The 26,211-nt window shown below is 69.2% G+C and carries 26 protein-coding genes; 11 read left to right on the top strand and 15 right to left on the bottom strand.

What is annotated here, in order from left to right:
• Window positions 1-7: 7 nt before the first annotated feature.
• The 3 genes from Q8L83_RS01770 to Q8L83_RS01760 are packed head-to-tail and all read right to left on the bottom strand — an operon-like array spanning window position 8 to window position 2,005.
• Window positions 8-478 (bottom strand): response regulator, encoded by a 471-nt coding sequence (locus Q8L83_RS01770; protein ID WP_305284424.1) that lies wholly within the window; start codon window positions 476-478, stop codon window positions 8-10.
• Window positions 465-1,472, bottom strand: a complete 1,008-nt coding sequence (locus tag Q8L83_RS01765) for a sensor histidine kinase (RefSeq protein ID WP_305284423.1) — start codon at window positions 1,470-1,472, stop codon at window positions 465-467. The genes Q8L83_RS01770 and Q8L83_RS01765 overlap by 14 nt, the downstream gene beginning before the upstream one ends.
• 2 nt (window positions 1,473-1,474) lie before the next feature.
• On the bottom strand, window positions 1,475-2,005 hold the full coding sequence (locus tag Q8L83_RS01760; RefSeq protein ID WP_305284422.1) for a methanogen output domain 1-containing protein: 531 nt from the start codon (window positions 2,003-2,005) through the stop codon (window positions 1,475-1,477).
• A gap of 151 nt (window positions 2,006-2,156) precedes the next feature.
• Between Q8L83_RS01760 and Q8L83_RS01755 the strand changes: the two genes are divergently transcribed.
• From Q8L83_RS01755 to Q8L83_RS01720, 8 genes are all read left to right on the top strand, one after another.
• On the top strand, window positions 2,157-2,405 hold the full coding sequence (locus tag Q8L83_RS01755; RefSeq protein ID WP_305284421.1) for a hypothetical protein: 249 nt from the start codon (window positions 2,157-2,159) through the stop codon (window positions 2,403-2,405).
• A 47-nt stretch (window positions 2,406-2,452) separates the two neighbouring features.
• The gene (locus Q8L83_RS01750; RefSeq protein ID WP_305284420.1) at window positions 2,453-4,288 is read left to right on the top strand and encodes an ABC-F family ATP-binding cassette domain-containing protein; all 1,836 of its coding nucleotides are present in this window, start codon (window positions 2,453-2,455) and stop codon (window positions 4,286-4,288) included.
• A gap of 504 nt (window positions 4,289-4,792) precedes the next feature.
• Window positions 4,793-6,898, top strand: a complete 2,106-nt coding sequence (locus tag Q8L83_RS01745) for an ATP-binding protein (RefSeq protein ID WP_305284419.1) — start codon at window positions 4,793-4,795, stop codon at window positions 6,896-6,898.
• Window positions 6,899-6,966: 68 nt separating this feature from the next.
• Window positions 6,967-7,959 (top strand): ABC transporter substrate-binding protein, encoded by a 993-nt coding sequence (locus Q8L83_RS01740; protein WP_305284418.1) that lies wholly within the window; start codon window positions 6,967-6,969, stop codon window positions 7,957-7,959.
• An 11-nt stretch (window positions 7,960-7,970) separates the two neighbouring features.
• On the top strand, window positions 7,971-8,723 hold the full coding sequence (locus Q8L83_RS01735; RefSeq protein WP_305284417.1) for an ABC transporter ATP-binding protein: 753 nt from the start codon (window positions 7,971-7,973) through the stop codon (window positions 8,721-8,723).
• A gap of 5 nt (window positions 8,724-8,728) precedes the next feature.
• The gene (locus Q8L83_RS01730; protein ID WP_305284528.1) at window positions 8,729-9,487 is read left to right on the top strand and encodes an ABC transporter permease; all 759 of its coding nucleotides are present in this window, start codon (window positions 8,729-8,731) and stop codon (window positions 9,485-9,487) included.
• A 232-nt stretch (window positions 9,488-9,719) separates the two neighbouring features.
• On the top strand, window positions 9,720-10,277 hold the full coding sequence (locus Q8L83_RS01725; protein WP_305284416.1) for a hypothetical protein: 558 nt from the start codon (window positions 9,720-9,722) through the stop codon (window positions 10,275-10,277).
• 10 nt (window positions 10,278-10,287) lie between these two features.
• Window positions 10,288-11,385: a DUF2336 domain-containing protein gene (locus Q8L83_RS01720; protein WP_305284415.1), complete on the top strand. Its 1,098-nt coding sequence runs from the start codon at window positions 10,288-10,290 to the stop codon at window positions 11,383-11,385.
• Window positions 11,386-11,392: 7 nt separating this feature from the next.
• Here Q8L83_RS01720 and Q8L83_RS01715 read toward each other — a convergent pair whose 3' ends face one another.
• From Q8L83_RS01715 to Q8L83_RS01680, 8 genes are all read right to left on the bottom strand, one after another.
• On the bottom strand, window positions 11,393-12,469 hold the full coding sequence (locus tag Q8L83_RS01715; protein WP_305284414.1) for an energy transducer TonB: 1,077 nt from the start codon (window positions 12,467-12,469) through the stop codon (window positions 11,393-11,395).
• A 63-nt stretch (window positions 12,470-12,532) separates the two neighbouring features.
• Complete coding sequence (locus Q8L83_RS01710) at window positions 12,533-13,912, bottom strand: hypothetical protein (RefSeq protein ID WP_305284412.1); 1,380 nt, start codon at window positions 13,910-13,912, stop codon at window positions 12,533-12,535.
• Between the two features lie 186 nt (window positions 13,913-14,098).
• Window positions 14,099-14,833 carry a 16S rRNA pseudouridine(516) synthase gene (locus Q8L83_RS01705; RefSeq protein WP_305284411.1) on the bottom strand — a complete coding sequence of 245 codons (735 nt, stop codon included), beginning with the start codon at window positions 14,831-14,833 and terminating at the stop codon, window positions 14,099-14,101.
• On the bottom strand, window positions 14,830-15,738 hold the full coding sequence (locus Q8L83_RS01700; RefSeq protein WP_305284410.1) for a class I SAM-dependent methyltransferase: 909 nt from the start codon (window positions 15,736-15,738) through the stop codon (window positions 14,830-14,832). The genes Q8L83_RS01705 and Q8L83_RS01700 overlap by 4 nt, the downstream gene beginning before the upstream one ends.
• Window positions 15,739-15,741: 3 nt before the next feature.
• Window positions 15,742-17,337, bottom strand: a complete 1,596-nt coding sequence (locus Q8L83_RS01695; RefSeq protein WP_305284409.1) for a peptide chain release factor 3 — start codon at window positions 17,335-17,337, stop codon at window positions 15,742-15,744.
• A gap of 58 nt (window positions 17,338-17,395) precedes the next feature.
• The gene (locus Q8L83_RS01690; RefSeq protein ID WP_305284408.1) at window positions 17,396-17,782 is read right to left on the bottom strand and encodes a hypothetical protein; all 387 of its coding nucleotides are present in this window, start codon (window positions 17,780-17,782) and stop codon (window positions 17,396-17,398) included.
• A gap of 85 nt (window positions 17,783-17,867) precedes the next feature.
• Complete coding sequence (locus Q8L83_RS01685; RefSeq protein ID WP_305284407.1) at window positions 17,868-18,857, bottom strand: phosphotransferase family protein; 990 nt, start codon at window positions 18,855-18,857, stop codon at window positions 17,868-17,870.
• A 143-nt stretch (window positions 18,858-19,000) separates the two neighbouring features.
• Complete coding sequence (locus Q8L83_RS01680) at window positions 19,001-19,333, bottom strand: DUF1491 family protein (protein WP_305284405.1); 333 nt, start codon at window positions 19,331-19,333, stop codon at window positions 19,001-19,003.
• A 159-nt stretch (window positions 19,334-19,492) separates the two neighbouring features.
• Here Q8L83_RS01680 and Q8L83_RS01675 point away from each other — a divergent pair, with 159 nt between their 5' ends.
• On the top strand, window positions 19,493-20,395 hold the full coding sequence (locus Q8L83_RS01675; protein ID WP_305284404.1) for a hypothetical protein: 903 nt from the start codon (window positions 19,493-19,495) through the stop codon (window positions 20,393-20,395).
• On the opposite strand, the gene Q8L83_RS01670 is transcribed toward Q8L83_RS01675, so the two are convergent.
• Complete coding sequence (locus Q8L83_RS01670; RefSeq protein ID WP_305284403.1) at window positions 20,396-22,099, bottom strand: HAMP domain-containing sensor histidine kinase; 1,704 nt, start codon at window positions 22,097-22,099, stop codon at window positions 20,396-20,398.
• Between the two features lie 232 nt (window positions 22,100-22,331).
• Here Q8L83_RS01670 and Q8L83_RS01665 point away from each other — a divergent pair, with 232 nt between their 5' ends.
• Entirely contained in the window at window positions 22,332-23,159 is an 828-nt protein-coding gene (locus tag Q8L83_RS01665) for a sensor histidine kinase KdpD (RefSeq protein WP_305284402.1), read from the top strand.
• A 49-nt stretch (window positions 23,160-23,208) separates the two neighbouring features.
• On the top strand, window positions 23,209-23,640 hold the full coding sequence (locus Q8L83_RS01660) for a SufE family protein (RefSeq protein ID WP_305284401.1): 432 nt from the start codon (window positions 23,209-23,211) through the stop codon (window positions 23,638-23,640).
• 10 nt (window positions 23,641-23,650) lie between these two features.
• Here Q8L83_RS01660 and Q8L83_RS01655 read toward each other — a convergent pair whose 3' ends face one another.
• From Q8L83_RS01655 to Q8L83_RS01645, 3 genes are all read right to left on the bottom strand, one after another.
• Window positions 23,651-24,142: a PAS domain-containing protein gene (locus tag Q8L83_RS01655; RefSeq protein ID WP_305284400.1), complete on the bottom strand. Its 492-nt coding sequence runs from the start codon at window positions 24,140-24,142 to the stop codon at window positions 23,651-23,653.
• Between the two features lie 188 nt (window positions 24,143-24,330).
• Complete coding sequence (locus Q8L83_RS01650) at window positions 24,331-24,750, bottom strand: MucR family transcriptional regulator (RefSeq protein WP_300579336.1); 420 nt, start codon at window positions 24,748-24,750, stop codon at window positions 24,331-24,333.
• A 219-nt stretch (window positions 24,751-24,969) separates the two neighbouring features.
• Window positions 24,970-26,184 carry a DUF2336 domain-containing protein gene (locus tag Q8L83_RS01645; RefSeq protein WP_305284399.1) on the bottom strand — a complete coding sequence of 405 codons (1,215 nt, stop codon included), beginning with the start codon at window positions 26,182-26,184 and terminating at the stop codon, window positions 24,970-24,972.
• Window positions 26,185-26,211: the final 27 nt, after the last annotated feature.

The following is a 26,211-nucleotide window of genomic DNA, read 5'->3' as shown; positions in this document are numbered from 1 at the left end:
GCCAGCTTCAATTGAGCAGGCGCGCGAACTGCAACAGGAGGTCGGGAATGCGCGAGGCTATGACCGGCTTGGCGATCCAGCCCAAGGGCCGCGCATCGGCGGCCCTTTGACGAACCTCGGCGTCGTCATGCGCGCTGACGAACACCGAGGGTATATCGTAGAGCGCGCGGGCGTCCTTCGCGGCCTCGACCCCGTCGCGGTCCCCCAGCAGGCGAATGTCCATCAATATGAGGTCGGGCGCCTCGCGGCTGCAGATGTCTAGGGCCTCCTCGGCCGAGGCCGCCAAGCCGACGACCTCATAGCCGGCGTCCTCAAGGGCCGCCTGCCACTCGCCAGCCACCAGCCAGTTATCCTCGGTGATCAGCACCCTGCGGCCCAACGGGAAGTCGGCGTCAGGCTCCCCCTCGCCGTGGGGGAGTCCGAAAGCCCCATCTCTCGGCTTCCGGGACTGGAGCCGATAATGGTCAGGATACGACATGGGTCGCCTCCGCAAGCGGGAACGAGACGATGGCTACGGCGCCGTCGTCCGACTGAATGGTGAGTTGGCCGCCGATCTGGCGGCACAGCCCCCTGACCAGACCGAGGCCCGAGGAGGACGGGCCAGAGGCCGCCGGCGCGAAGCCCGGGCCATTGTCGCGAACGGTCAGCACGGCCTCGCCGCCCTCTCGGACGAAGTCCAGCGAAACCGCCGCGCCCGGACCGTCGGCATATTTCACCGCATTGGTGAGCAGCTCGTTGGCGATCAGCGCCAGGGGGAAGGCCAGATCATTGGGCGCCACGATCGGCTCGGCCCTGACCTCAATGGTGATCCGAACCCCAGCCAGCGTCTGAACCGTCTCGGCAAGGGCGCTGAGCATGTGATCGACCCGCAGCCCATGAGCGGCGTCCTCGGCGTACATCAGCCGCTGGGCGTCGAAGAGGGCCGCGAGCTTGGACTGCAGCATCTTCACGAACTGCTTGCGACCGGGATCATCGCTTTCCCGCCCGGCCGAGGAGACCAGGGCCAGGATCATCTGGAGGTGATTTTTCGTCCGGTGCTGAAGCTCGCGATAGAGCACCTTGTTGTGCGCCAGGGCCTCTTCGAGTTCGACCTGAACCCGTCGGCGCACCAGGATCTCGCCGTTCAGCTCCCGCACCTGGGCGGTCAAGGCGGCGAACTGGTCGCCGAACATGTCCCGGAACTTGATGGCGTAGCCGACGCCGTCCTCGCGCCGCAGGGCCAGCGCCTCGACCTTCGCGTCAGCTTCGCCTGCGGTCGATCCCGCCATGCGAAGCGCCCCAAGCACCGGCTCGGCCGACCCCGAGGCGCGTTCCAGCAGATCCTGCAGCCGGTCGAGATCGGCGAAGAGATGGCGCCAGCTGTCGGCGGACTCGCCAAAGCGCGCGCGGGCCGATCGGTTCATCTCGATGATCCGCCCATCCCCGGCAAAGACTATGACGGGTTCGCGGATGAACTTTGCGATGGAGTCCATGCTCAGTGGCTGGCCAGTTCCGGCCGCACCCGGCGGAAGTATTCCCGCGCCTCGCCGGGGCCCTCAGCCGGGGTGAGATAGACGGTCACATGGCAGCCGGGGTCGCCCCGGGCGATCGCCTGGTCGATCTGGACCCGGGCATAACCTAGATTTTCGCCGGCCACGTGTCCGAACACGTTGGAGGTCATCATGCACAGGGCCGGTCGGCCGGCCACGAAGGCCCCGAAGGGACAGGAATTGCTGGCGAAGACGATGCGATCTTCACGCTGTTCGACGATGCGGAAATCGCCCTTGATCCGTTGCTTCAGGTCCACCAGCACCTGGCCGACCTGATCGGCCGACAGGCGATCGACGGCCAGGGCGGCGCGGTATTTCTCGTCCAGCGCCTTGCCCACGGCCGCACCGACGACGCTGATATAGCCTGAGGCTTCCTCAAGGCCGACGACGTCCTGCAAGGCGCCGGAGAGCTCGCGCAGGAGCGTTCGCAGGAACATGTCCCGCTCGAGATCGATCTCCAGGTGATCGAGCGACATCGGGGACTCCAGGCGGGACCGCCGCAGGGCAGCGGCCATCGATAAACCTATAGATTGTCCCGCCACGACCCAAAATGGTTTTCCGTCGCGCCGGCCGGGGGCGCACCTGCGCGCCCTTGACCTGACCGGCCAATCAGCGGCCGGGATAGGGATGGCCAGAGAAACCGTCCACATCCTCCAGTCCTATGTCGCCGGGCGGGGAAAGGCTCTGAAGGCCGAGCAGCAGGTCGGCTGCGCCAGCGCCGAGGAGGCCCGCCGCAAGGCCGAGCGGCTCGCGCCCCTGCGGGTGGCGGTGGTGGCCTTTTCGGTGTCCGCCGACACCGAGATGGGCGACTATGACGAGAACCCGGTGATCCTGTTCCGATCAGGTCCGCTTCCGCCGCCTTTCGACGAGGCCTGAGCGGGCATTGTCGCCTGCGCCCTTGCAGGGGCGCCAAAGCGCGCTATGTGCCTAGCCCTATGAAGCCCCCCGTCCTTGCGCTCAAGAATGTCCGTCTCGCTGACGGGCCCCGTATGCTGTTCGACGGCGTCGATCTGGCGCTGGAGCCCCGCAGCCGGGCCGCCCTGGTCGGACGCAACGGGGCGGGCAAGTCGACCCTGATGCGCATCCTGGCCGGCCTGACCGAGGCCGATGACGGCGAGCGCGCCGTCACGCCGGGGACCAAGGTCGCCTATGTGCTGCAGGAGCCGCTGATCGAGGGCGACACCCTGCTCGATCACGCCACCGCCGGCGGCGCGGCTCCCCATGAGGCGGCTGCGGCCCTGGAGAGCTTTGGCCTCGATCCCGCCAAGGCCGCAACCGGCCTCTCCGGCGGCGAGACCCGGCGGGTCGCCCTGGCCCGGGCCCTGGCCGAGGATCCGGACGTCCTGCTGCTGGACGAGCCCACCAACCACCTGGACATCCTGGCCATCGAGACCCTGGAGGGCGCCATCGCCGCCAGCCGGGCCAGCGTCCTGATCGTCAGCCACGACCGCGCCTTCCTGGAGCGGGTGACCCAGCGCTGCTTCTGGCTGGAGAACCGCAAGGTCCGCAAACTCGACCGGGGGTTTTCGGCCTTCGACGCCTGGGTCGAACAACTCACCGCCGCCGAGGCCGATGAGGCCAGGCGCCAGGACAAGGCCCTGGAGCGCGAGACCCACTGGCTGGCCCGCGGCGTCACCGGCCGCCGCGCCCGCAACGAGGGCCGCCGTCGGCGCCTGATGGAGATGCGCGCGGCCAAGGCCGACCGGCTGCGCGACACACGAGGCGCCATGTCCATGGGCGTGGCCACAGCCGGAACCTCCGGCCAGCGGGTGGTGGAGGTGAAGGGCCTGTCCAAGAGATTCGGCGACCGGGTGATCCTGGAGGATTTCTCAACCCGCATCCTGCGCGGCGACCGGATCGCCGTGGTCGGCCCCAACGGGGCGGGCAAGACCACGCTGGTCAAGCTGCTGCTGGGCGAGCTGCCGGCCGATTCCGGTCAGGTGATCCTCGGGACCAATCTGGAGGTGGCCTATATCGACCAGGCCCGGGCCGACCTGAAGGACGACATGCTGCTGAAGGACGCGCTGGCCCCGCTGGGCGGCGACCAGATCATGGTCCGGGGCGCGCCCAAGCATGTGGCCGCCTACGCCAAGGAGTTCCTGTTCACCGACGCCCAGATCCGCCAGCCGGTCCGCAGCCTGTCGGGCGGTGAGCGCAACCGCCTGCTGCTGGCCCGCGCCTTGGCCCAGCCGGCCAATCTGATGGTGCTCGACGAACCCACCAACGACCTGGACATGGAGACCCTGGATCTCCTGGAGGAGATGCTCTCGGACTATGAGGGCACCCTGATCCTGGTCAGCCACGACCGCGACTTCGTCGATCGGCTGGCCACCTCGACCATTGGCCTGAACGGCCGCGGCCAGGTGGTGGAGACGCCGGGCGGCTGGCTGGACTTCCTGAGTCAGAACCCCGGCTTCTTTGGTGTGTCGCCCGCCAAGGCGCCCGGCGGACGGCGAGGCGCGGCGGCGCAGGCGGCGGCGGCCAAGGCGGATGCAGCCGCGCCCGCAGGGAAGCCTGCAAAGCTCTCCTACAAGGAGCAGCGGCGGCTGGAAGAGCTGACCGGCCTGGTCGCCGACCTGCCTGCAAAGATCAGCCTGCTGGAGAGCCAGCTGGCCGACCCGGCGCTTTACGCCCGCGACCCCGGCGCCTTCGACCGCTTTGGCCAGGCCCTGGCCGCCGCCCGTCAGAAGCTGGAGGCCGCGGAAATGGAGTGGCTGGAGCTGGAGGAGCGTCGTGAAGCTTTGGAGTCCGGGCGCTGAATATGGTCGACGCCATTTCTGGGGATAAGATCCAGGGCCGATTTCGCTGAAGATTCGGTGCGATTTCCCCAGGAAATCCACACCTTGTCCACCGGCTGATCACACGCTGCGCACAACGGGTCGAACTCGGGCGCTTGCTTCATACCGGGTCCGGGCGCAACGTCAAGGGGTCGAGAGGGACTGCAGCCCTGGCGGACCGGGAAACCGGATCGCAAATGGAGCAGGAGGTTCCAAGCACCGACGGCGACGGGGTGACCCGGCGCCTGGGTTCTGGGGACACCGGCGTGACGGAAACCTGCGGGGCAGCCCGCGTTCGAAGTCGCACCGACCTTACGATACAGGTCCGCAAGGATCTGGAACGAGGGCGACGCCGCGGCCTGCCGCAGCGCCGCCCTCTTGCCATGGGCGCAAGCGCGCCTGGCCGTCCCGCCCAGCCATCCCCGTTTAACGATTTGGCGCCACCCCCGGGCGCACACTCCCCAGGCTCGGGGGAGAATCTTGCTCATGGCGACGGGACGACGGTTGCGGCGCGAAACGGCGCTTGGGCTTGCGATCAGCCTCGCCTTCGGCGCCGCCGCCCTGCTCGGCGTCGCCCTGACCCGCGACACCCACGGCATCGCCGCCCTTTGGCTGGCCAATGGAATTCTGGCCGCCGGCTTTCTCCTGCTTCCTCTGCGCAAGGCCGTGGTCCTGGGCGTCGCCTGTGCGGCGATCAGCCTGACCATCAATGTTCTCACCGGCGCGCCGCCCGATCTCGCCCCGGTGTTCACGGCGTTGAACGTCGTCGAGGCGCTCTTCGCCGCCCTTCTGATCCGGCGTTTCTGTGGCCTGCGGATAAGGATCGGCAACCTGCCGGAACTGCTCCGGATCGCCTTCCTGGCCATCGCGCCGGCCGTCGGCGTGACCGCCTTCCTCGCCGCCGCATCCCTGGCCATCCTGGGGCGCCCGTTCCACGAGGTGCTGCCCAACTGGTTCCTGGCCCATGGCCTGGGCATGGCGATCACCCTGCCCGCCGTCCTGCTGCTGGCCGACCGCCGCGCCGGTCCCGACCACGACAAGGGGCGCCTGACCGAAGCCGCAGTCTTCGGTCTGGTGGTGGCGGTGAGCATAGCCGCCTACCTGCCCTGGACCTTTCCAGCGCCCCTGCTGATCACCCCCACCCTGGTGGTGGTCGCCTTCAGTCTGGGCCCCCGGGGCACGGCCCTGTCGGCCATGATCATGGCGGTGATCTGCACCATCGTCCTGACGCTCGGCCCCGTCGGCGGGGTGGCCGAGATGTGGTCGCAGGCCTCGCGCATTCACAATCTGCAGTTCGTGATCGCCACGGCCTTCTTCACCAGTCTGTCGGTGGCCCTGATCCTGGCTGAGCAGAACCGCACCCGCCGCCTCCTGGCCATGCGCACCCGCGCGGCCAAGCGCGCCCAGGCCCGCGCCCAGGCCGCCGGCGCGGCCAAGGGCGAGTTCCTGGCGACCATGAGCCACGAAATCCGCACGCCGATGAACAGTATTCTGGGGTTCACCCAGACCCTGATCCGGCGGGACGATCTTCCGGCCGAAGCGCGGCGGCAGATCGAACTTGTCCACCGGGCCGGCGGCTCGCTGCTGGCGGTGGTCAACGACATTCTGGACTATTCCAAGCTCGAGGCCGGCGAGGTCGAGCTCGCCCTGCAGCCGCAAAGCCCCGAGGCGGTCGCCCAGGACGCGGTGGACATCATCGCCCCCTCCGCCGAGGCGCGCGGCCTGCAGATCAGCCTGGAGACCCATGGTCCGGCCCAGGACCTGATGCTGATCGACGAGCTTCGGGTGCGCCAGATCCTGCTCAACCTGCTCAGCAATGCGGTGAAGTTCACCGAGGCGGGCGAGGTGCGCCTGCAGCTGTCGGTGCGGGACCAGGGCTGCGACCGGCTGCTGCGGTTCGAGGTTCAGGACACCGGGGTGGGCATACCCAAGGCTCTGATGCACCGCCTCTTCCGCCGCTTCTCCCAGGTCGACTCCTCGGCCAGTCGGGCCTTTGGCGGCACGGGGCTGGGCCTGGCCATTTGCAAGGGTCTGGTGGAGGCCATGGGCGGGGTCATCGGCGTGCGCAGCCGGCCACAGTCCGGCTCGACCTTCTGGTTCGAGATCAGCGCCGACCCGGCCGAGGGGACGGCGAACCTTCCCTCAGTAGAACCGGGCCCCGACCTTGGATCCGTCCAGGTGCTGCTGGTCGACGACCACCCCATGAACCGGGATCTGGGCGCCACGGTCCTCAAGCTCTTGGGATGCGAGGTCAGCCTGGCCTGCGACGGGGCCGAGGCGGTGGCCTTGGCCGCCTCGGGCGCCTTCGACGCCATCCTCATGGACATCCACATGCCGGTCATGGACGGGGTCAAGGCCGCCCGCGCCATCCGCGCCCTGGACGGCCCGGCCGCCGCCGTGCCGATCATCGCCATGAGCGCCGACGTCATGCCTGAGATGGTCGAGCGCTGCCGTCGGGCCGGAATGAACGACACGGTCGGCAAGCCGATCCAGATCGAGACCCTGCATGCCGCCCTGGCGAGATGCGTCGCGCCGACGACCGCCGAGGTTGCAAACCCGGGACCAGATCGGCTCGACGCCGCTGTCGCCTGACGCGCAACCGCTTGGCGAGGCCCCCCGGCGCGCCTAGGTTTGTTCCGGTTCGTATCGGGGGATAGTTCATGAAGGCCTTGCGCTCACTCGCCATCGCGCTCGCCGCGCTCGTCAGCGCCTGCTCAGCCGAGCCGCAGACCGACGCCGTCACAGGCGCCGATGGCCTGACCACCATCCGTTTCGCCACCGACTGGCGCGCCCAGGCCGAACATGGCGGCTTCTACCAGGCGCTGGCCAATGGCGAGTACGAGAAGCGCGGCCTGAAGGTGGAGATCATCCAGGGCGGTCCCGGCGTGAATGTGCCCCAGCTGCTGGCCGCCGGCGCCGTGGACATGGGCATGGGCTCCAACAGCTTCATCGTCATGAACCTGGCGCAGGAGAACGCGCCGGTGACGGCGGTCGCCGCCTATATGCAGAAGGACCCCCAGGTCCTGCTGGCCCACCCCGATCAGGGCATCGAGACCATCGCCGACCTGAAGGGCCACCCGATCCTGCTGTCGGACGCCTCGGTCACCGCCTTCTGGGTGTGGCTCAAGGCCAAGTACGGCTTCACCGACGATCAGGTTCGCAAGTACACTTTCAATTCCGCCCCCTTCCTTTCTGACAAGCGCGTGGCCCAGCAGGGCTATGTGACCTCCGAACCCTATACGATCGAGAAGGAGGCCGGGCTTGTCCCGAAGGTCTTCCTGCTCGCCGATAACGGCTACCCCGGCTATGCGACCATGGTCCTGGCCAGGGACGCGCTGATCGCCGAGAACCCCGAAGCCGTGCGCGCCTTTGTCGAGGCCAGCACGGCCGGCTGGCGTTCCTATCTGGACGGCGATCCGGCGCCGGGCGACGCCCTGATCAAGGCCGACAATCCGGAGATGACCCAGGATGTCCTGGATCAGGCCCGCGAAAAGCTGAAGTCCTATGGCATTGTCGATGCGGGCGATCCGGCCCTGACCGGCCAGATGAGCGACGCGCGCTGGACCGAGTTCTTCGAGATGGCCCGCGACCAGGGCGTCTATCCGGCCGAGCTCGATCCGAAGTCGGCCTATACGCTCGACTTCCTGCCCTAGCCGCAGCGCCCATGGAGCCCTTGGTCGCCGAACTGACGCAGGTCGAGGTGGAGTATGGCAAGGGTCAGCTGGCCCTTGGCCCCTTCAGCCTGTCCCTGGCGCCCGGCGAAATCACCGCCCTGGTCGGACCCTCGGGCTGCGGCAAGTCCACGGCCCTGCGCCTGCTGGCAGGCCTGGAGGAACCGACCCGCGGCGAGGTTCGGCGCACCGCGCGGCGGGGGGAGACCTCGGTGGTCTTTCAGGCCCCCACCCTGGCGCCCTGGCTGTCGGCCCGGGACAATGTCGCCCTGCCCCTGGAGCTGTCCGGCCTGCCGCGAGGCCAGGCCCGTGGCCGCGCTGAGGCGGCGCTCGCCCGGGTGGGGCTGGCCGGCGCCATAGGGGCGCGGCCCGCCCAGCTTTCCGGAGGCATGGCGATGCGCGTCTCCCTGGCGCGCGCCCTGGTGACCGAGCCGCGGCTGTTGTTGCTGGACGAGCCCTTCGCGGCCCTGGACGAAATCACCCGGCGGGCGCTGGCTGACGACGTGCTGCAGCTCTGGGCGGAGCTCAAGCCGGCCATCGTCTTCGTCACCCACAGCGTCGAGGAGGCGGTTTATATGGCCAGCCGGGTGGTCGTGCTGACCCGTGGCCCCGGACGGATCGGCGGCGAGATGGCCATCGCCGGGCCGACGCCCCGCCCGACAGGCTTCCGAACGACGGCCGGCTTCCGCAGCGCGGTCGAGGCGGTCTCCACCGTCCTGGCCAAGGGCATGGAAGCTGCGGCGTGAAACGGCTGACCGATCTGCTCGCCCCGCTGGTCCTGATCGCCATCCTGCTGGCCGGCTGGGAGATCGCCTGTCGGGCGCTCCAGGTCCCGGCCTATTTCCTGCCGGCGCCCAGCGCGGTCGCCGCGAGCCTGGCGGCCGACGCCGGCACGCTGCTCGCCTCGGCCTGGAACACCTTGGCCATGGCCCTGGCGGCGCTGTTGATCGCCAGCCTGACGGCCCAGGCCCTGGCCCTGCTAGTGGCGCTGAGCGCTGTGCTGGAGCGGGCCATCAAGCCCCTGGCCGTGGTGCTGCAGGTGACGCCGGTGGTGGCCATCGCGCCCCTGGTGGTGATCTGGGCCGGCATCGACAATCCCGAACGGGCCATCGTCGCCCTGGCCGCCGTGGTCGCCTTCTTTCCGATCTTCTCCGGGGCGGTCACGGGCCTGAAGGCCGCCGATCCCGACCTGGAACGCCTCTTCGATCTCTATGGGGTCGGCCGGGTCAAACGCCTCCTTAGGCTCCGCCTCCCCTCGGCCGTCCCCTATCTGATGGAAGGCCACAAGGTGGCTGCAGGCCTGGCGCTCATTGGCGCCGTCGTGGCCGAGTTCGTGGCCGGTTCCGGGGGCGCCCAGGGCCTGGCCTGGCGCATTCTCGAGGCCGGAAATCGCCTGCAGACAGCCCGCATGTTCGCCGCCCTCGTGGTGCTTGGCCTGATGGGCGCCCTGCTCTATGCCGGCCTGGCGCGGTTGGAGCGCTTTGGCCTGCGCTGGTGGCGGGGCCGTTAGCCGCGGGTTAAGCCGATAACCCTAAAGCTGGCGGAGCATGAACCATATTGCCGCCTCCGCCCTGTCACTCGCCCTGGTTGTTGGGGCTAACGCCACCCCAGCTCTGGCTCAGGGTGTGACCCAGGACCGCTATGGTCCGCCGCAACCCAGGACGAGCGCATCCGTCGCAGAGCCTGGCCAAGGCCCCGCCGCCGCCTATGGCGGCCCCATGCTGGGGTGGGCTGGAAAGCGCATGCCGCAAGCCCCGACGGCGCCCGAGGCGGTGATGGCGCCAGAGCGGCCCGAGCCCATGGCCCTGTCGCGTCAATATGCCTACACCCAGCCGCCGCCGGCGGCGCCCCGCGCCCCACCTCCGGCCCCGGTTGCGCCCAGTCCACAGGTCCAGCCTGGCTATGAGCCTGTCCTGCGCGGCGCCCTGCCCCCGGTCAGCGACCGCGCGCCGGATCTGCTGGGCGGCCCGCCGGCCGGCCCTCTGCCGACCAGCATCTATGGCCAGGGCGTCGCCGCGCCGGCTCCCCCCCGGCCTGAATACCCCCGGGCTGAGTATCGGGCGGCCGCGCCGGCCGAAGCCCCGCAACAGCTCGCCCAGTCCGCGCCGCTTCCCGCCGCCCGCCGCGGCGGCTCGCAGCTCTATTCCCTGCATCGGGAGTACGGGATGACGCCAGACGCCATCCCCGCCCCGCCCCAAGGCCAGAACTACATCCTGGTGGGGCCGCCCGACGCGCCGCCGGCCGAGGACAATCCCGACGCGCCCGACAGGGACGCCGAGGGTCTTGATCGCCAGTTCTGAGACATCACCCATGGAACGGTCCAAGCTTCACGATCTGATCGCCCTGGCCAATGAGCCCTCCAGCGCCCGCCGTCGGGAATTGCTGCGCGGTGTGACCGACCTGTTCTTCGCCGGCGACGGCAGCCATGGCGGCTCCGAGCTCGCCCTGTTCGACGACGTGATGGGCCAGCTCGCCAGCGACATGGAAGAGGCCGTGCGGGCCGAACTGGCCAGCCGCCTCGCGGCCGCATCAGCCCCGCCGCGCCACCTTCTGCGGGACCTGGCCCGCGACACCGCCATCACCGTCGCCGAGCCGGTCCTGAGCGGCTCTTCAGCCCTCACCGACGACGACCTGCTGGCCGTCGCCCACACCCGCGGGCAGGACCATCTGCGCGCCATCAGCCAGCGCCCGACGGTGTCGGCGGCGGTGTCGGAGGCCATTGTCGAGCGCGGCGACGACCACACCCTGGGCGCGCTGCTGCGCAATGACGGCGCCGAGCTCTCGCGGGAATCCCACGAGCGCGCGGTGGACCGGGCCATGGCCAATACCGAGTTGCACGCCGCCGTCGTGGCGCGGCGCGCCGTGCCGGTGAATCTGCTGAACGAAATGTACTTCGTGGTCGAGGCCCAGTTGCGCGACGCCATCCGCGACCGCAACAGCGAGGTCGACCCCGCGGCCCTGGAGGCGGCGCTCGCCGCCAGCCGCAAGAGCCTGGCCACCCGCGACGGCGCCCTGCCCGACGACTATGACGAAGCCGAGCGGGCCGTCCGCCTGCTGAAGCTGCGCAATGGCATCACCCCGCCGGTCCTGGCCGCCTTCCTGCGCAACCGCGAGACCACCAAGTTCCTGGTGGCGCTCTGCGAGCTGGCCGACATCGATTTCGGGACGGCCCGCAAGATCCTGGACCGCCGCGACCTGGACGCCCTGTCCATCGTCTGCAAGGCGGCGGGTTTCGAGCGGTCGCTTTACCTGACCTTCGCCGTCCTGATCCTGGATCGGGAAGCCAACGCCATGGGCCGGGCCCGCGAATATGGCGAACTGTTCGACGCCCTGCCCCGGGAAGCCGCCCAGCGCACCATCCGCTTCTGGCGCCTGCGCCGCCAGAGCGGCGACGTCGCGGCGGCCTGAACCAATTTCAGCCCTCGGGCTCGACCTGGGGGCCGGCGCTCGGGCTCGGGTCCGCCGCCGGCGGCAGCTCGTAGCGGATCGGCAGGGTGATGCGCCCGCCCACCGTCGGCAGCCCCTGGTCGGTCCAGACCGACAGGCGGAAGTGCGGCGCCAGAGCCAAGGCGGCCTGGCCAAATCCGAATTCGGCCGGCTCTTCTGACGTCACCTGGCAGTCCTGAACCGTCCCTCCCGCCCCCACGACGCAGTTGATGACGACGCGGGCGCCCGAGATCCCCTTGGCCCGCGCCTCGGCGGGATAGCCATCGTCCACGGCGCCGGCCGATGGGAGCTGAGTCCACTGGGGTTTGCCGATCACCCGCTTGTCTGGGTCGAGCATCGCCGGGTCGAAGGTGACCATGTACTGGGTCTCGATCCCACGCAGTTCGACCTCGTCCGGCGAGGGCGCCAGCGCGAACTGCTCCGACAGGGCCCGGGCGGCCTTGGCGAACCCATAGCCCCGCGGCGTTTCACTGAGCGTCGTGCAGGCCCTGAGGCGACCGTACTCATTGAGCGCGCACCGAATGGTGGCCGAGCCTCCGATCCCTTCAGCGGCCGCCTTTTCCGGATAGGCCGCCGCCGTCTCGGCGTGGCTGGGAGCGTCAGCCCACAGCGGCCGGCCCAGGAAGCGGCGGGTCATCAACTGTTGGCCGCCTGAAATGTGCGAGCCCGTGCGGGTCCCGATACCCTTGAAGCTGATCGGGATCCGGACGCCGCCGACGACGGGCTGGCCATCCTTCATGGCCGGCTTCATCAGGAACTGCGGCGTAAGCGCGATGGCCGCCTGGCCAAAGCCCAGGTCGGCAGGCTCTTCCGACAGGACGATACACTCAAACAACGCCCCCTGGAGGCTCACCTTGCACCCGATGGTGGCTTCGCCATCCACCCCCTTCTGCATGGCCTTGGTAGGGAAAACGGCCATGAGCTGGGCCTGCGTCGGCATCCTCAGCCAGTCCGGCAGGACGTCAGGGGACCCCTCCGGCGTCTGGGCCGCAGCGGGGGCGACCAGGGTTGCGGCGGCGCACAGGGCCAGGGCGGTCAATCTCATTGGCGCGTCCTCCAAAGCCGAGGAAGCCTACCAAGGGTTGTTGACGGATTCGATACCCGTTTTTCAGACGCCGTCGCGCGGCGCGACCCGCACGCGCAAGCGCTCCATGGCGTCGATGGCGATCAGGGTGAAGGAGCGCAGCCCCTCTTCGGCGAAGACATCGAGGGCCGCCTGCAGGGCCAAGGCCGCCGAGGCGCGTTCGCCGCGGTCCTTGCCGGTGATGTCCAGCCGCGCCTCATAGATCCGCGCCAGATTGACCTGGGCCAGGGCCCAGCTGACGGGATCGACGCCGGCGCGACGATGCGACAGCTCGATCTTGAAGGCGGCCTCGGCGGCGTCCAGCACCGCCAGGTCGCCAGATAGTTCCGCAGAGCGGGCCAGGCAGATGGCGCGGCCATTCGAGGCTTCGGCCCGCAGGGCGAGCGCCGGCGCATCGGCCAGCACCAGGCCCGCGCGCTCATAGCAGGTCACCGCCTGCTCATAGGCCCGCTCGCCGGCCGTGGCGTCGCCGAGAATCTGCAGCGCCAGGCCGAGCGCGGCCTGGGCTCGGGCCCAATCCAGGGGGCTGTGGTCACGGGTCAGGTCCTCGACCACATCGGCCAGCAGGGTGACGGCTTCCAGGATCTGCTCGATATCGCCGCTGACCTCGCCCATCAGGGCCAGGATCTGGCCCCGCAGGGCCGCGGCGCGGGCATGGGCCAGGGGCTCATAGGCGCCGTCGAGGCCTTCGGCGATGTCGTCGGCCTCGTCCAGGGCCATCTGCAGCAGGTCGGGATCCTTCAACCGGGCGCCCCAACCGGCCAGCATGTCGGCGCGCAGGGTGCGGGCCTCGGCGATCAGCAGGTGGGCGGCCGAACAGCGGCGCGCCAGGGCCTGCAGGGCGGCGATGGGGGCGGAGAACCGGGCGGCGGTGACCCGGGCGGCCTGGGCGTCGCCCAGACCCATGCGGCGGCGGCCCTCGATCAGGGCCAGGCCGACCTCGGCCAGGGGGGCGGCCAGACCGCCGCGGGCGGCTTCGCGGGCCTCGCGGAAGGCAAGCTCGGCGGCGGCGTTCAGCCCCTCTTCGCCAAACAGTTCGGCGCCCAGCAGGGCGCAGTAGGCCTGTTCACAGCGGGCGCGGGCCCAGCCGTCGGGGCGGCGGTGACGGTCGAAGGCGGTGGCCGCGGCCTCGGCCTGGGCGGCGGCCTTGCGCAGGGTGGCGGCGTCGCCGGAACGGCGGGCAACTTCGCGCCAGACGATGGCGGCCTCGAGCCGCCGCTGGGGCTTGTCCTTGGCGCTGATACGACCGGCAGCCACATCGGCGGCCTTGCCTTCGTTGCGCAGCAGGGAAAGGTCGAGCAGTTCCAGCAGGGCCGCGTCGCCGCCGGCCAGGCCGTCACGGGTGGGCCCCCAGGCGCCCTGCCCGCCGAAAATACGCTTCAGCTCCCGGCCAAACTCGAACATGCCGCGATACTCCGTCCATCAGAGTCCCGCCGCGGGACGGCCCGCGCGGGTTCAGGTGAGACAGAGCAAAGCCGGAGCCGCGGCAATTAACAAGTCATTAACTCTTGAAGATGGTTAACGGAACCTTGCGCGCCTAGAGCAAAACGCCCGTCAATCCGTCCCATTTTCAGAGGCAGCCGTCCCGGATCACGCGAAGATGGCCGCCTGTTCCTCAAGGGTCAGAATGCGCCATTCACCCGGCCCCAAGGCGTCAGGCAGGGTGAGCCCGCCGATCTGGTCGCGATGCAGAGCTTCCACATGGTTGCCCACGGCGGCGAACATGCGGCGCACCTGATGATAGCGGCCTTCGGTGATGGTCAGCCGCGCTTTGGTTGGCGACAGGGGCTCGAGCACCGCCGGCGCCAGCGGCTCGGTCTCGCTCTCCAGCATCAGGGTCCCGGCGGCGAAGAGTTCGCCCTCGTCACCGCGCAGGGGCCGCGCGAGGCTGGCCACATAGCGTTTGGCCACATGGCTGCGGGGCGAGATCACCCGGTGGAGCAGCGGGCCATCATCGGTGATCAGCAGCAGGCCCGTGGTGTCCAGGTCCAGGCGCCCGATGGTCGAGAGTCCAGGCGTCCGCGCCCGCCAGCGCCGGGGCAAAAGCTCATAGACGCTGCGGCCGGGCTCCCGGTGGGAGCAGACCACGCCCAGGGGCTTGTGCATCAGCAGGGTCAAGGGGGCCGGGGGATCGACCGGCGCGCCCTCGATGGTCATCCGGCTTGGCAGGTCGGCCACCACCGGCACCTTGAGCCCGCCATCGCTCACCGCCGCGCCATCGAAGATGACCGCGCCCTTGCGGACCAGGGCGTGAACCTCGCGCCTTGACCCATAGCCCAGATTGGCCAGCAGGCGATCGAGCCTGGCCATCGGCAGCTTGCTCAACGGCGCGCCTCATAGAGCTTGTAGCCGCCCTCCTCGACGACGAGCTTGACCTTGGTCCCGAAGCTGTCGCGCAGCGCCGCCTCGTAGGGAAGATGGCGGTTGGCCACCATCAGCAGCTTGCCCCCCGACCGCAGGGCCTGGGCGGCGGCGGCGATGAAGGCTGCGCCCAGCGCTCGGTCCTCGGCTCCGCCGTCGTGGAAGGGCGGGTTCATGACCACGAAGTCCAGGTCCTTCAGGCCTGCCGCGCCCAGACGGACATCGGCCCAGACCACCTCGGCCCGGGGTTCGTTCACATTGCGCCGCGCGCATTCCACGGCCCTGCGGTCGATATCGACCAGGGTCAAGCGGGTGACGGCGGGCGAGGCCAGCACCCCATGGGCCAGGACGCCCAGCCCACACCCCAGGTCCGCGCCGGCCCCGGCCTGCGCCGGCAGGCGGCTGAGCAGCAGGGCGGTGCCCGGATCAATCCGGTCCCAGCTGAAAACGCCGGGCTGGGTCCAGAGGCCAAGCTCGGGCGACAGCCGCGGCGCGCCGTCGGCCAGGGCCTCGGTCAGGTCGAGACCTTCGATGCGGACCGCGTCGCAGATGCGGTGATGACGCCGGGCGTCCTCGGCGACCTCCAGCCCGAAGGCCTTGAGCTCCTTGGCCAAACGCGAGCCGCCCTTGGCCTTGGGGGCCAGCGCCGTCATCGTTCCGCCGATCTTCAGGGCGCGCAGACCCTGGGCCAGGACGTAGCGCCGCTCCACCGTGCCCGGCGGCGCCAGGATGGTCAGGTGATCGAGGGACTGGTCGGCCAGGCCGTCCAGCGCCTCGGCCCCAGGGATGAGGGGCGAGAACTGGATGGCGCCGGCCGGCGGCTCAACCAGATCCCGCGGCGGCAGGCCGTAGAGACCCTGGGCGTCCATGGCTCAGGCCCGTTCCTTGGAGCGCTCGAAGCGCACATTGGGATAGCGCTCGGCCACATAGCCGATCTCCCAGGTGGACTTGGCGAGGAACACCGGCTGGGCGTCGATGTCGCTGGCCATGGCGCCGCGATGCTTGCCGGCGAAGTCCTCCACGTCGGCCTTCTCGCCGCCCAGCCAGCGGGCCTCGGCATAGGGGGCCGGCTCGAAGGCGACCTCCAGCTGGTATTCGTTGGCGAGGCGGTCGGCCATGACCTCGAACTGCAGCTGGCCGACGGCGCCGACGATGAAGTCGGCCCCGATATTGGGGCGGAATAGCTGGGTCACGCCTTCCTCGGCCAGGCCCTCCAGCGCCTTCTTCAGGTGCTTGGCCTTCAGCGGATCCTTGACCCGAACCCGCTGCAGGATTTCCGGAGCGAAGTTGGGCAGGCCGGCGAAACGCAGGGTCCCGGTTTCCGACAGGCTGTCGCCCACCCGCAGGACCCCGTGGTTGGGAATGCCGATGACGTCGCCGGCGAAGGCTTCCTCGGCCAGCTCCCGGTCAGACGCAAAGAACATGATCGGCGAGTTGACCGACAGCTGGCGGCCGGTGTTCTGCACCTTCAGCTTCATGCCCCGGGTGAACCGCCCCGAGGTCAGGCGCAGGAAGGCCACCCGGTCGCGGTGGTTGGGGTCCATGTTCGCCTGAATCTTGAACACGAAGCCCGAGACCTCCCGGTCGCCCGGCGCGACGTGGATCGCCTCCCCGCTGCGAACGGCCGGCACGGTGTCCGGCGGCGGGGCGTATGACCCCAGGCCCTCCAGCAGCTCGGCGACCCCGAACTTGCGCAGGGCCGAGCCGAAGAAGACCGGCGTCATATGCCCTTCCAGGAAGGACTGCGGGTCGAAGGGCTTGGAGGCCTCCTGCACCAGCATCGAGCCCTCCTCCACCTCGGCCTGCTCCTCGGGGTCGAGATAGGAGACCACCGCGTTCGACTTGAAGGCGATGGGGTCAGGGTGGCCGTCGTCGTCGGCGGTCTTCTTGGCGAAGGGCAGGAAGCGGCCCCGGCGCAGGTCGACCATGCCCTTGAACCGCCCGCCCGAACCCGCCGGCCAGTAGAGCGGCGCAGGGTCCAGCGCCAGCTTGGTGGAGATTTCGTCCAGCAGTTCGAAGGGGTCCTGCGCCTCCCGGTCCATCTTGTTGATAAAGGTGACGATGGGAATGTCGCGCAGGCGGCAGACCTCGAACAGCTTCAGGGTCTGCGGCTCGATCCCCTTGGCGGCGTCCAGCACCATGACCGCGGCGTCGGCCGCCGTCAGGGTGCGATAGGTGTCTTCGGAGAAGTCTTCGTGTCCCGGCGTATCGAGCAGGTTGAACATCAAACCCTCGTGGTCGAAGGTCATGACGCTGGCCGAGACCGAGATGCCCCGCTCGCGCTCTATCTTCATCCAGTCCGACCGGGTGCGGCGGTTCTCGCCGCGGGCGCGGACCTGGCCGGCCGCCCGGATCGCCCCGCCGGCCAGCAGCAGGTTTTCCGTCAGCGTAGTCTTGCCGGCGTCGGGGTGGGAGATGATCGCGAAGGTGCGGCGGCGCGCGGCCTGGGCGGCGGGAGATTGAGTCATGGGCGCGGGTTAGCGCGCGCGGCCCTCAGACGCAAACGGCGCGCGTCTCAGACGGGCTTCAGGCCGCCAGCCGGCGCCAGACTTGGCGGTCGCAGGCCAGCATGTCGAGGTCGCCCTCGTCCTGGCGGGTCTTGAGGTCTTCCAGGGCCGACTGGCCGAGCTCGGCGAAGCGGATGGTCACCTCCTGCGGGTCGGCGTCGAAGCCTGGAACCACGAACAGGGCGCCGGTGATGGTCGGCGCCTTGGCCTGGATCAGGGACGCCAGGCGCATGGCGCGGTTGGGGCGCTCGATGTGCAGCAACGGCGTCTCGGCATAGAGTTCCTGGCCCATGCGCATGATCGACGGGAAAGACAGCGCCCGAAACCGGTCGGCCGTGAGGCGCGGCGTCAGCTTCATTTCGGCGAGATCGAGGACCACGTCGTTCATGAGGAAGAGCATCGCCACGCACCTGTACTGTTCGGGGAGGGTTGATCCTGCGCCCGCGCGGCTTTCGGTTCGGTGGACGAAACCGGTTAATGGACCGTACGGCTCAGCCTGCGGCCTCAAAGGCGTCCGAAGCCAGGCCAAGCTCGGCCATGGCCCGCAGATCGCGCAGGATACCCCCTGGCCCATCGGCATCGTCACCCAGACGCGTCAGCCAGCCCCACATGCTCAGCCGGTGGTGCAGCGTATAGACCCACAGGGCGCGTTGCGGATCGGGATGGTCGATTGCGCCGTAGCCCTCCAGGATCGGACCAGGACTGCGGGGGTCCTCGTGGGCGCAGCAGAACAGCGTCTTGGCTAAGTCGAAGAGCCGGTCGGCCGAGCGGGCGTTACCGAAATCGACCAGGCCGGTCAGGCGCAGCCGCCCATCTGCAGCCTGTTCGGCGAGGATGTTGCCCTGGTGGAAATCGTCGTGACACAGCACCGGCCCGCCAGCCTCCATCAGTACATCGGCGTTCTCGGCGAACAGCTCCTCAAGCCGGCGGGCGAGGTCGGTGTCGCCGCCGCGGTCGCGGAACCGGCCCAGGGCGCGCCCAAAGGTTCCGGTCATGTAGGCGGCGTTGGTCGGTTCAGGATCGATGAGACCCTGATCGTGCAGATAGCCGTAGGCCGGCATCGACCTGGTGTGGAACGCCCGCACCATGGCCCCCACCTGCCGATAGACATCGTCAAGGTCGGGCTCGGCGAACCACTGGCGAAGCGGCGCTCCAGGGACCCACGTGGTGAGAGCGAAGCGCAGAGGCAGGAGGGCGCGTGACTCATCGAACACGAGCCAATGCGGGATGGTGATCGACGTGTCCGCCTTCAGCATCTCCGCCACCCGCCGCTCCTTGCCGGGACGCCAGGCGGGTTCGTCGGCATAGAGCTTGAGGACTAGCGGATCGCCGCCGCCCATGAGGTCGATGCGATACACCTCGGTGCTGCCGCCCTGCAGGGGCGTAATGCGCTCGGGCGAAAGCTTGGGATCGAACGCAGCCAGGATGGCCGCAACCTGGTCCAGGCTCACATCAAAGGCCAGGCGTTTGATCGGCGGCACGGCCTTCGCTCCATCGTCGGGTTCGCGGCCAAACCTGTAGATGGCCGCTGGTGACAACGGCATGTCGGAGCGCGGGGCTCAATGCGCACAAGTCATGCTGACAAGCCCCCCGGCGGCTTTGAAGACCAGCCGCAGCTGCGAGCCTACCCCTCCTCCACCGGCTCGGTCAGGAAGTGGCGGCCTTGTTTGTCCTCGACCTCGACGACCCAGATGTCGGGGTCGATGCGGGCGGCGCGGGCGATATAGGCGTCGACCTCGGGCTCCTCGGTGGCCATGGTCGGGCGCATCCAGATCTGCTCGCCGTCGCCGCGGGTGGCCTCGGTATAGAGCCGCACGGTCTTGTCCGACAGGTTCACCGCCTTGACCAGGACCGCGCCGGCCCGGGCGTCGCCCTTGCGGGCCACGACGCCGAAGCCGCCGGACAGTTCAGCGCGGCGGATCAGGGCGGCGGCCCAGACATCAGTCGACAGGATCATGTCTTGTCCCTCCGGCCCCGCTTAGGGCATGGGCCGCCGCGCCCCGCAAGCGCCTGAGGCGTGGCGGCAGGAAAGTTCTGGCTGCTAACCGAACGACAACGGCTCGGCCCCCAAAGTGGGTGAAAGGCCACAGAGCCGCATAAGAAACGAGATGGACGCATGACGATCAAGCGCGACACCGCGCAGCGTCGGGCGTCTCGATGGATGGGGTCGATGGCTGCGGCGGGGATGCTCGCCGCACCGATGGCGGCGGTCGCCGGACCGCTGGATCTCTATATCGAGCGCACCGCCATGGCCGCCGCCGATCGCCGCTGCGGCTTCTTCGACGCTGGCCTGCGCGCCGCCCTTGAGGCTGGCCGCGTCCAGACCCGCAACGCCGCCATGCGCGGCGGCGCCACGCCGGACCAACTCTCGAAGGCCGACGCCCATGCGCGGGCTTCGGCCGCCACCGTCATCTGCGACGCCGCCGACGTGACCGAAGCTGCGGCCCATGTGCGCAGCGCCTTCCAGGGTTTCGCGCGGCTGCGGCAGATCACCTATCCCGGCGAAACCGCCGACTGGCGGGCCGATCGGACCTCGAGCGCAGAGATCCACCGCTGGCGGCTGGCTCAGCAGACGGACTTCGCCGGCGGCGAGATGGTGTTTGGCCTGGCCGGCCGCGACAGCCGCCCGGTGCTGCTGGCCCTGGCGAGCTTCGCCGACGGTCGTACCCCCTATGCCGCCCGCCTGGTCCTGCGGGATGAAGGCCGCGCCGCCCGCCCCTATCTGGATCTGCGGGGCGACCAGGACCTGGCCCGGCGCCTTCCCCCGGCAGGCGCCCGCCGAACCTACGCCGCCGTGGCCCGCAGCAAGGCCGGCCTCGATCTGCGCCCCGAGACGATGGGCCCGGGCTGGGCCTTCCGATTCCCCGACGAGGCCGCCCTTCGTCTGGCCGCCCTGGATCCCCGGGAGGCCGTGGCCATCGAGTTTCTGTTTTCGCAGGGGCCGGCCGTCCGTCGGGCCTATGTGGAAGTCGGAGACTTCGCCGCCGGCCGCGCCTTCCTGCAGGTGGCCGCCCGCTGATCAGAGGGCGGAGGCCTCGGCCGCCGCCGCGGGTCTGGCCTCGGCCGCGTCCGATGCCGGGATCAGCACCGGCATCCGGACGGTGACGGTGGTGCCCTCGCCGACGGCGCTCTCGATGAACATCTCGCCCCCATGCAGCTCGGCGAAGCTGCGCACCAGAGACAGGCCAAGGCCGGTGCCCGCGGCCCGTCGCTCGGCGTCGCCCGCCTGTTCGTAGGGCCGGCCGATCCGGGCCAGGTCCTCGGCGCTCATGCCGATGCCGGTGTCGGCCACCACCAGTTCCATCATGTCCCCCGCGGCCTGCAGCCCCACCGTGACGGCGCCATTACGTGGGGTGAATTTCAGGGCGTTGGAAATCAGGTTCAGGACGATCTGCTTCAGGGCCCGGCGGTCGGCGTCGATCTCCAGCATATCCTTAGGCAGGACGCCGCGAAGCTGGACGCCGGCGCGGTCGGCCTGGCCGCGCATCAGGCGTAGAACAGCGTTGATCGCCTCGCGGCCGTCGAACTCTTCGCGGCTCAGCTCGAACCGCTCGGCCTCGATCTTCGACATGTCGAGCACGTCGTTGATCAGGTCCAGCAGATGGCGGCCGGACTCGTGGATCAGCTCGGCATACTCGCCGTAGCGGTCGGGCAAGGGGCCAAACAGCCGCGAGCGCATGATGTCGGAAAAGCCCATGATGGCGTTCAGCGGCGTCCGCAGCTCGTGGCTCATATTGGCGAGGAAGCGGGACTTGCCGGTGTTCTGCGCCTCCGCCTCGGCCCGGGCGGCCTCCAGCTCGGCCTCGTGGTCGCGCCGGGCGCGGGCGTCGGAGATCACGACCATCACCTGCATGGCGCCGGTGCGTTTCAGGCGCGCCTCCAGCCAGCCCTTCGGATCGGCGAACGGCGCAAAGGCCAGTTCGGCGTGGCCTTCGCGGCGGGCGCGCTGCAGGCCGATGGCGAGATCCTGACGATGGTCGGGGCCGGCCAGCGCCGAGAAAATCTGGCCGGTCAGGCCCTGGCCCGCCAGATCAGGGCCGAAGACGCCAAGGATCGTCCCTTCCGGCCCCACCTCGATGAACTGGGTCGGCTGATCGTCGAGCAATCGGCGCAGGCGGGCGACCTCGGCCTGACGGCGGCGGTCGCGGCGCTCCACCCGGCGCAGCAGGCTGAGCAAGGCCAGGCCAAGTCCGCCAGCGACGGTGACGATAGCCACCGTGGCCAGAAGGCCCCGTGTCAGGTCTGGCAACACCGGGGAGGAGCGCAGCAGGCTGATCAGCAGACCAAAGCCAAGTATGGCCAGGGCGCCCGCGCCAGCCGGCGCGATGAGCGGGATGCGGCCGACCATGGCCGCCGCGGCCAGGGGCGCGAGCAGCCAGACGCCCAGCGGTCCCAGGGCGCCGCCCGTCAGGAAGACCGCCGCGCCGGGTCCCAGGGTCCAAAGGATCAGCCGCAGCCGGTCGGCCGGCGCCTTGCCGATGGCGCCCAGAACGACATCCATGAGGGCCGGCGCAGCGCCAAGCAGCAGGGCGATCATGCTGGCCGTCGGGCCGCCGCCGCCCATCAGGAAGACGAACCCCGCCGCGGTCACCGCCAGCCAGGCTGCGCTCCACCAGAAGCCAAGACCCGCCAGATCCAGATGCGGCGCAGGGGCGCGCGCGTCCGGTTGATCGTCCAGGCGTTGGTCTTCAGAGGGCGGGCGGATGGTCAGGCTTGGTCTCACGTGGTGGAATCGTTGAACAATAACGTGAGACTCTAGCTTCGGCTCCCCCGTCTAGCGAGCCTGCTCGCGCCCTGGGCGACAGCCATGGGGTCGCAGGCCGCCCAAGCTGGGCCAGACGTGGTTAACCGGCCAGATCCAAGCGGGGGGCGCGACGCCTCGTCGCAGGGGGAAACGAATTCGTAAGCCCGGCGGCCCCAGTCTGGCGGTTTCCCCAACGAGAGAGCCGACCGCCATGGCCGATGCGGCCTCCAGGCGCCGCGAGGCGCCCTCCACGAGCCCCGAGAGTGACAGCCGCCGCCGCGAGCGGGCCGCGGAGCTGCGTCAGGCGCGCCGGGCGGCGCATCTGCGGCTGGAATCCCGCGCCGAGGAGTATCGTCGGTCATTCCTGCGCATGGTCAGCCACGAACTGCGCACCCCACTGAATTCGATCCTCGGCTTTTCGGAGCTGATCAGCGCCGAGATCTACGGTCCCCTGGGCGCGCCAGAGTACAAGGACTACGCCAACCTCATTCGCGATAGCGGCCAGAAGCTGCTGGCGCTGTCCAACCAGGTGCTGGAGATCGCCCGCTTGGAAAGCGGCGCGGCCGATCTCGCCGCCCGTCGCGAGCCCCTCGACCACGTGCTGGACGATGTTCTGGACGGCCTGGCCGACGAGATGCGCGCCCGCAAGGCCGAGGTGGTGGTGGCTGGTCAGGGCGCCCTGCCCGATGTGATCGCCGATCCCAAGGGGCTCCGCACAGCGCTCGCGGCTCTGCTGTCCAATGCGATCGTTCACGGCGCGGATGGCGGCGAGATCCGTATCGAGGCCACGCTCTGGGACGGCGAGGTGCGGATCGACATCATCGATCAGGGACCAGGGGTCGATCCCCGGGACATTCCGCGCCTGCTACGCCCGTTCGAGCAGGGGGAGAACGCCCTCATCCGCCGACGGGAGGGGGCCGGCCTTGGCCTCCCCCTGGCCTTCATGCTCTGCAAAGGCATGGGCGGCAGTCTGACCCTGACGTCGCGCACGGAGGGCGGTCTCTGCGCCAGGGTCCGCGTGCCGGCCCCGGCGGGCTGATACGCGCCCGGCGTTGCGCAGCCAGGGTCGGGGGCTTAAGTGCAGCCGCATGTCCGGCATTCAAAAGACCCTCGACGACCTGGCCGAAGAGTTCGACCTGCTGGGCGACTGGGAAGAGCGCTATCGCTATGTGATCGAGCTGGGCGGCGATCTCGCCCCCTTGACCGAGGCTGAGCGATCGGAGGCCAACAAGGTTCGGGGATGCGCCAGCCAGGTCTGGCTGGTCACCGAACCTCAGGGGGATGGGACGGTTCGGTTTCGCGGGGATTCCGACGCCCACATCGTTCGGGGCCTGATCGCGATCCTGCTGCGGCTATTTTCCGACCGGCGCCCGGCCGAGATCATCAGCTTCGACATCAAGGCCGCCTTCCAGCGGCTGGGCCTGGCCGGCGCCCTGTCGACCCAGCGCTCCAACGGCCTGGCGGCCATGGCTCAGCGGATCGGCCGTGACGCCGAGGCGCTGAACGCCGCCAACAGCTAGATGTGAGATTTCAGGCGGCGCGAATGCCGGAGAAGCCCGGCTCGTTCTGGACGCCGACGACCGTGTCATAGCCGAGGATCATGTCCACATCGCGCCCGTTGGAGGCCAGGGGCAGCCGCAGCCAGAGAATGGAAAGATGGCTGGCGCCGCGCCAGGACAGGGAATGGACGCCCACGCCGGCCCGACGCTCCTCGACCACCGCGGCCAGCTCCTTGTGCCAGTAGTCCGCCGCCGCGGCGTTATAGACATCGGTGAGCCCGCGGCCGGTGATCTCGCGACCAAAGACGCTGTAAAGGCCCGTGCCGGCCAGCCGGACACGGAAGTCCAGCGGCTCACGCTGAACATCGATCAGGCTGACCGTCGGCAGCAGGCGCTTCAGCGCCGCTGGATCGACATCGCTGCGCCCAGGCAGACGCGCGCCCCGGCGAAGCCCAGCCCAATAGCTGTACATCTCTTCATGAGCACGAGCGGCCGCGGCCGAAGTCCCGATTTGCGCCGCCATGTTTGGATTCCTTAACAACCCCTTGGAATCACGACGAATCACTTATCGCCTGTATGGCGAATCGAGGGCAAGACGAAATCGGTCTGTTGCGACAAGAAACCGGTTTGCAACACAAAAGCGCCCGCCTCATGCGAGGCGGGCGCTTTCGATAACCTGAAGGCCGTGCGCCCCTGACGGGGCGAGGCGCCTTAGCGCTTCTTGCGAGCGGCCTGACGGCCGCCTTGGCCGAGGCCCATCTGCTTGGCCAGGTCCGAACGCGCCTTGGCATAGTTCGGCGCGACCATAGGATAGTCCTTAGGCAGACCCCATTTGGCCCGGTATTCTTCGGGGCTCATATTGTACTTGGTCCGCAGGTGCCGCTTCAGCGACTTGAACTTGCGACCATCCTCAAGGCAGATGAGGAAGTCCGGCGTGATCGAGCGGCGGACAGGAACGGCCGGCTCCTTCGGCGGCGCTTCAACAGCTTCCGGCGCGCTGGTGATCCCGGCCAGAGCGCGATGCACCGCTTGGATCAGGTTCGGCAGGTCAGCCGCAGCCACCGAATTATTGCCGACATAGGCCGACACAATGTCAGCCGTCATCTCGATGACTTCTGTTTTCTCGTCCATTTGTTCTACCCAGAACGACGCTAGGGGCGCGCCACAACATCTGATTCCCAGATCAGTTGTCAGCTACTTAACTCTGGCGAGGAACCGACACAAGAGCAGCCGAGGACCAATATGTCTTTGGTCGGGGCTTCAGGACCTGAACACATGCCCTAGTTGAGTAGCCCGGGTCTGTGAAATAGCGCTGATTTGGTATGGGCGGCTATAATTTGGCGGCGCAGCCTAGTTGCGGCCGAATTCCTTAGAGAAGGCCAGCATCGCAGCCCGCTGCGGCAGGGAGTATTCATCGATCGCGCTGTCGTCGCCGTCTCGAATGGCGCGCAGCAAGTCCGGCGTAAGCGCCGAGGACAGCGACCAGTTCCAGTAGCGCAGGACAGTCTGCGCCCGGTCCACAGCCAGCATGTCGTAAATCAGGAGGGTGCGTTCAAAAGCCGCATTCGGCTGACCGTCTGGATCGGTCTCAGGCCGGCGCAGCCCACGCCAGAGCGCGCGCAGGGCGTTACGCGGCAGGCCCGTCGCCTTGCAGAGAATGGCCAAGGCCTCCCCGCCGGGGTCGGTGAACATCTTGGCCCCGGTCATGGGCTTGAGGCCGGACAGATAGGAAATTTCCTCGGCCACTTCGCGGGTCATGCCGTGCTGGGCCGCCGAAACCGCCGCCTCCAGGCTGGCGAAGGGGCTCTTTTCGATCGCGGCCCGGTTGCGCTGGCGCCGCTCGATGAACTGCAGGGCCTTGCGCGACATCGGGTCCTGCCAGCCCTCCTCCGCCGCCATGGGGAAGATGTCGCCGGCGGCGTCCTGCAGGATTTCCCGCGACACGGCGAAGCGTTGCAGGATCGTCCGGCGCGCCTCATGGTCGGCCCACCAGAACAGCACATAGGCCTGAGCCGGGCGCAGTTCGGGCCTGCGCAGCAAGGCCGGCGCCAAGTGGGGGGCGTCGCGGCTGATGGCGACGAGCGCCTCCAGGCTTGCATGGCCAAGCCGGGCCTCGCGATTGGCCAGCAGGGTGTCGATCACCGGCATTTCGCCAGACGCCACGAGGGCCTCGGCCACCACCTCGGTGAGGGCCTTGCGCGCCGCAATCATCAGCCGGTGCTCCGAGCCGGCCATGCGGACGCAGTCCAGCAACTCGGCGTCAGACAGGCTGTCGCAGTCGGCGAGCAGCGGCCGGGCCACCTCAACCTCGTCGCGCAGCAGGAGGCGGGCGAGCTGGGCCGGAACCTCGGCCAGCCCCGCCAGGCGGCGGGCCACCCGGGTCCGTTCCTCGGGCGAGGCGTCCCGCAGCATCTCGATCAGCAGGTCGGCGGTGACCGAGCGCTCGAAGGCGTTGACGCGGCTGGAGGGCAGGCAGACCACGTCGGCCAGTCGTCGCAGCAGGGCCCCGCGGGCGCGGAAGCGCTGCGGCGGCGAATCGTCAGGCAAGGGCGCGCTCTGGTTCATCAGACTCGCACTCCATCACAGGGGCGT

Origin of the sequence: Phenylobacterium sp. (genome assembly GCF_030680185.1) — a bacterium.
Classification (GTDB): Bacteria; Pseudomonadota; Alphaproteobacteria; order Caulobacterales; family Caulobacteraceae; genus Phenylobacterium.
Note: the sequence above shows the minus strand (reverse complement) of the source record. Positions and strands in the feature narration are given on the sequence as shown.